This is a genomic window from Gammaproteobacteria bacterium (assembly GCA_013003425.1).
Classification (GTDB): domain Bacteria; phylum Pseudomonadota; class Gammaproteobacteria; order Steroidobacterales; family JABDKV01; genus JABDJB01.
The window spans coordinates 1-5,754 of record JABDJB010000105.1 but is presented as its reverse complement, the minus strand read 5'-3'; the positions used below and the strand labels follow the sequence as shown (position 1 = coordinate 5,754).

The window sequence follows — 5,754 nt, the reverse complement described above, 5'->3', positions numbered from 1 at the left end:
GCATTCGTACAGGTAGAGCGCAACGAGACTGCGCTTGCGGCCATTGCAGGCGATCTGCTGGCACGGCAGCGGCCACATGGCTTCCTGCCGGCGTGGTTCGAGCTCGCGCCAAACTGGCACCTGTACGCCAACGCAATGGCATTGATTGTGTTCGCGCTCGAATATGAACGTCTCGATGAAGCCGGTGACGCCGCGGCCATGAATTTTCTCGATGCGGCTTACCTGCTGGCTGACCGGCTGGTCACGCTGCAGCAGCTCAGCGCACGTAATGGCGCATGGGACGACAGTTTCGTCGAGGCAGGCAACACCCTGGTATTGCGCCCGGAGGGTTCGCGTATAGTCTGGGTCGGTTCGACCGCCTGGGCCGGCATCGCGCTGGTCATTGCACGCGACCTGTTGCCCGATGGTGCACGCTACGACAGTGCCATCTCGGCGGCCGCGCAATACTACGTCGATGAGCAGGCCTGCCGCACCACCGCCGGCCTGCCGGCAGGTTCGGTCACTGAAGGCACCGAGGGCAACATCAGCAGTCATCTTTTTTTCGCCGCCGCTGCCGCGCGCGGGCTGACCGCTAACACTGCTCCCGCTGCATTGGCGCAGTTCATCTCGGCGAACCTTTACGATCCTGCGCAGCAACGTTTCCTGTGCGGTGTGCGCGTCGATTTTGGCAGCGGCTACGACGGTGCGAGCTGTACGCTCGGTGGCAGCGGCGCCATTGTTGGTGTTGATGCCAACAGCTGCCTCGACGTCACCGGCAACTGGGGCGTCGATTGGCTGAAGCGGCAGGGCAGGGTGGACGACGCACTGCTGGGGCTGGCTTACAGCCGGCTGGTTTTTCCCACGCACGCTTTTGGTGATGCCGCAGTGCATGGGCTGGGCGACATTGCCGGGCCGTGGACACCCACAGTAGAGCATGGTGCCGGTCAGTGGGCCGCCGCCGGCGGGCCCGACGCCAACTATGTGCTGGATGCAGCCTGGCAGCACCTGTGTCATGACGGCACCTGCCAGGGCGCGGCCGATAACTTCTCTGCAGGCATCGGCTGGAATACCACGTCAACCGGCATCTCCCCCGCTGCGTGGATGTACCTGGCCTGGCACGGCGGCTTCTGGGAGCGCCTGTAACCGCCACTACCTGCAACACATTGACCGGTGAATCCTTGCGACAAGGCATCGTGGGAGCGGCTTCCAGCCGCGACTGCCCGGAACAGAGCTACTCATAGTTCGCGACCGGCTCTCGTGGGAGCGGCTTCAGCCGCGACTGCCTGGAACAGAGCTACTCACAGTTGCGACCGGCTCTCGTGGGAGCGGCTTCAGCCGCGACTGCCTGGAAAAAACTATCTTGGTGCTTTAGGAACGCTAACGACAGTATCGTCGCAGGTAGTCGCGACTGAAGTCGCTCCCACGACGATTTTCCGCAGGTAGTCGCGACTGAAGTCGCTCCCACGACGATTTACCGCAGGTGGTCGCGACTGAAGTCGCTCCCACGACGATTTACCGCAGGTAGTCGCGACTGTTTCCTGTGGGAAGGACTCATCTAGCGGGGTTTGGCAATTCGCGGCTGAAGCCGCTCCTACAGGGCGCAATTCTCGACAGAATGCCCTGAATGCATCCTTGACACGGTGATAACAAATAAAGAATACTTGTTATCATTATGATCAGAACCCAGATCAGCCTGTCTGAACAGGAATATCAAGCCGCCAAGCAGGAAGCGGAACGGCTGGGCATATCGCTGGCGGAGCTACTGCGCCGCTCGCTGCGCACGATGCTGCCGGCCGATCCGGCACGGCCGTGGATGCGCTATTCCGGTATGGTGGAAACGGGTGATCCTGATTCCAGCCACAAGATAGACGACCTGGTATATGGCCAAAAGGGATGAAGCCTACGTCGATACTTCGGCGCTGATCGCATTCACCGATCAATCGGATACTTACCATGCGCTGTTTGCTCGCCTTTTTGCCAATCCGCCGCGGCTGGTGACAACTTCGCTGGTGATCGCCGAAGGACATGGCTGGTTTCTGCGGCGTTACGATCGCTACAAGGCCATGCAGTTCCTGGGTCTGATAGAGGCACTCACACCGATGTCTGTCGTGAGCGTCTCGCGGCGTGATCGGCAGGCGTCATTCGGACTGATTCGCCACTATTCAGATCAGAATCTCACGCTGGCCGATGCCGTCGGCCTGCAGGTTATGGAGACGCGCGGCGTGGGTTCTTGCTGGTCTACCGATTTTCATCTGGGCATAACCGGCGTGCCGCTCGCGATCCACGAACATTGAAAACGAAGCTGCAAATCTTGTCATGGAAGCGCAGGCGCACCTGTGGGATGAAGCTCAACCGATATTCACGACAGGCTCTCGTGGGAGCGGCTTTAGCCGCGACTACCTGGAACAGAGCTAGGCACAGTTGCGACCGGCTCTCGTGGGAGCGGCTTTAGCCGCGACTGCCCGGAACAGAGCTGCTCATAGTTCGCGACCGGCTCTCGTGGGAGCGGCTTCAGCCGCGACTGCCTGGAACAGAGCTGCTCACAGTTAGCGACCGGCTTTCGTGGGAGCGGCTTTAGCCGCGACTGCCTGGAACAAGCTATCTTGGTGCTTTAGGAGTTCTAATGACAGTATCGTCGCAGGTAGTCGCGACTGAAGTCTCTCCCACGAGGGTTTATCGCAAGTAGTCGCGGCTAAAGCCGCTCCCACGAGAACCTTCGCCGACAGTTTGTCGCAGGTAGTCGCGACTGAAGTCGCTCCCACGAGGGCCTTCCCCAAGACAGTTTGTCGCAGGTAGTCGCGGCTGAAGCCGCTCCCACGAGGGCTTTCCCCAAGACAGTTTGTCGCAAGTAGTCGCGGCTGAAGCCGCTCCTGCCTCGACGGTGGCCGCGGGTCAGTAGGCGGAGGGGCCGGGGGCGCCGAGGAACTGCGTGCGCATAATGGCCAGGTCAGACAGGTCAACGGTGCCGTCGCCGTTGTAGTCGGCATCGAGGTCGCCGCTTTGCAGGAACTGCTGGCGCATGAAGGCCAGATCCGACAAATCGACGGTGCCGTCGTTGTTGAGGTCGGCATCGCACATATTGCCAAAGCCGTCGCCGTTGCTATCGCGCTGGTCGGCGTTTGCTGCCTGTGTGCAGTTATCGCATGCGTTACCGAGCCCGTCGTTGTCATCGTCGGCCTGTGATGCATTAGCCGCGGCCGCGCAGTTATCGTCGACATTGAGAATGCCGTCAAGGTCACGATCGGTGCCGGCGCGCAGTCCGGAACCGGGCGGCATGGCAACGTAGGTAAGTTCCTGTCCCGGTGTGCCGGCCAGCGCCCGCACCTGCGCATCGGTCAGCGGTGCCGCGGCGCCGTCGTCGATGACAAACAGGCCGCCGGAATAGCGGCCGCTGCGGTCGACGCCATTAATTACACCACGGACCACCAGGTCAGTCTCGCCGGCATCAGCGCGATCGATCAGCAGGTCAATACGCGCGCCGACGGTATCGGCGTTGCCCGAAGTAAGCGTTACCTGCTGGCCAACGACCGGCGCCAGGTTGGTGTCGAAGGCCATCATGAAGGCTTCCAGGTCGGTGCGGGCCTGTTCCGGGTTGGGGAAGAAGGCATTGAAGCCGATGTCGAACACGACCGCGCGCAGGAAGCGTTCGAGCGTATCAGTGCTGCCGTCGTGCAGGAAGCCGAAGCCGCGCACCTGGGCGCCCTGGTGCGAATTGTCACTCGCTGTATTGAAGGCGACATTCGGCATGCCGAACATACCAATTTTCTGGTACTGGTTGCGCAGGTGCGGCACCTTGAATTCCTGTGTTTCGCCCTCGACGCTGGAGCCACCGTCACCGCCGAAAAAGCCATTGACCGGATCCAGCGTGTGGCAGCCGTGACACGATGTGATGATGTCCGGACCCGGGTTCTGAAAGTAGGCGTTGCGGCCGCGGTTTTCGTCCTCGCGCAGCGAATTATCCAGCTGGCGGATCGGGTTGGGCGGGTAGGTCAGCTGTAGCGCGAAATCAGTAAACGCCTGCATCTGCTGCGTAGTCAGTTCTGTGTCGCGGCCCAGCAGGCCGGGGAAGGCCACATTGAAGGCATTGAACGCGGCATTCTCGTCCAGCGGATCGCCCGGTGGATTGTCGTTGCCACCGGTGCGGTCGCCACGCCAGTGCAGCGGGCCGTGGTCGGCCATGCCCCGCAGGCTCTGCGTGGTCATCGGCCCTTTCATCGGATGAAAAATCGGGTTGGCAGTGCCAGCGACGGGGAACGGGTTGGGATTGTTGGCCACGTCACCGTCGGGATCACCCAGATCCCAGGCCAGGTCATCCATGTCGCCGAAAATATGGCAGCTCGAGCACGATGCTTCGCCGTTGGAGGAAGTCAGCGGAGCGTCGTACAGGAACGGGCGGCCGTCGAGCACTGATGCCGGTTCCGGGTTATGCAGGGCGCGGCGCCAGGTTTCAGTATTGTTGTTCAGGTCGACAATGCTGACGCTGTTGTCGAAGCGCGTCAGCACGAACAGCCGGTCGCCGGCCGGGTCCAGCGCAAGGCCAGCCGGTCCGCCACCTGCAAGCTCGATGTGATTGGCCGCATCAGGCACGAAGCTGCCGTTTTCCAGTTCGGCCGTGTCGAAAATGCCGACTTTCTGCGAGCCGAAAGCCGCAACGTAAACAGTGGTTCCATCGGCGCTGAAAGCCATCGCCGTGGGCGTCGCAAGGCTGGCCGCCCGGGTCGCCGCCGGGGCCGGGGACACGCTGTAATCGATGTGCTTGTTCAGGTGACGCGGCGCCGGTGTGGTGCCGTCAATCACGGTCACCTGCGCACGATGCAGGTTGCCAAGTACCGTGTCCGGTTCGCCTGTCGGCTTTTGCCCGGCGGTGAACGTGCCGGGCCCTTCAAAACGGACGCGGTTATTCGCTTCAGTATTGGTGACGTACAGCTTGTCGTTGGCCGGGTTGACCGCCATGTTAAACAGCACCGTGCCGACACCGGCAATACTGTCAATCTCGGCAGGCAGCGCAGCATCGGCGTCGATGACAAACACGTCGAGGTCCGGCAGGTCGAAGCGTATTGTGTCGCTCCAGTCGCGCTCGAGTTCGTCGCGCCACTCGCCGCTGGCCGGATCGTACTGCACGATCAGCCCGACCTCCGGGTTGCCGGTACCTTCATGGTTCACGTTGGGGGCAGGCAGCCCGCCCGGCGCCGTGCCAATGTCGATAGAGCATGGCGCGGCGGTTGCGCCGCCATCGCACACCAGGCCTTCATTGATGGCCGTCGTGCGGTTGCCTGAACGATGTACGGCAGCGTAAACGGTGTTGCCGTCGTTGCTAACCGCCAGCGCTTTTGGTTTGTCGCCGAACAAAGTCACTACAGTCAGTGGCTCGCCGCCGAGTGCGACGCCGGGACTGGCAGCGTTGAATACCCACACGTCAGCACGGCCGACGCCTGGTACGTTGTATTCACCACGTGGTGTCGGGCTGGCCTGGCCGCGATGAGCCGTGGTTATGAAAGCCCGGTCGCCACCGGCAAATACAATGTCGGTCGGTTCGTCACCCACCAGCAGCGTGCGCACGACGCGCGCCGCACCGCTCACATCGACAACACTTACACTGTCTGACAGGTGGTTGACCACCCAGACTTCACCGCTGTTGCGCTCGGCAATGGCCACTGGACGCAGGCCAACAGGGACGCTGGCCGCATGCACCAGGCCGTCGCTTTTTACGTCGAAGATTTCCAGCCGGTCATCCGGCGTGTTCAATGCGTACAGGCGCTGGCCGTCGGCCGACAG

General features: G+C 61.9%; 4 protein-coding genes. 3 read left to right on the top strand and 1 reads right to left on the bottom strand.

What is annotated here, in order from left to right; translation table 11 throughout:
* The 3 genes from HKN06_13970 to HKN06_13960 all read left to right on the top strand — a co-directional run.
* Window positions 1–1,122, top strand: a 1,122-nt coding sequence (locus tag HKN06_13970; GenBank protein NNF62418.1) for a hypothetical protein, incomplete at its 5' end; no start/stop codon positions are given.
* 529 nt (window positions 1,123–1,651) lie between these two features.
* Complete coding sequence (locus HKN06_13965) at window positions 1,652–1,876, top strand: CopG family transcriptional regulator (GenBank protein ID NNF62417.1); 225 nt, start codon at window positions 1,652–1,654, stop codon at window positions 1,874–1,876.
* Window positions 1,860–2,273, top strand: coding sequence for a type II toxin-antitoxin system VapC family toxin (locus HKN06_13960; protein ID NNF62416.1), 414 nt, complete (start codon window positions 1,860–1,862; stop codon window positions 2,271–2,273). Before HKN06_13965 ends, HKN06_13960 begins: the two co-directional genes overlap by 17 nt.
* 598 nt (window positions 2,274–2,871) lie before the next feature.
* Here the strand turns inward: HKN06_13960 and HKN06_13955 are convergent.
* On the bottom strand, window positions 2,872–5,754 hold a 2,883-nt coding region (locus tag HKN06_13955; protein ID NNF62415.1), incomplete at its 5' end, for a hypothetical protein.

Bases quoted from the DNA above. Each gene is read 5' to 3' on its own strand.
- HKN06_13965 (NNF62417.1), top strand. From the start codon at position 1,652: ATGATCAGAACCCAGATCAGCCTGTCTGAACAGGAATATCAAGCCGCC.
- HKN06_13960 (NNF62416.1), top strand. From the start codon at position 1,860: ATGGCCAAAAGGGATGAAGCCTACGTCGATACTTCGGCGCTGATCGCA.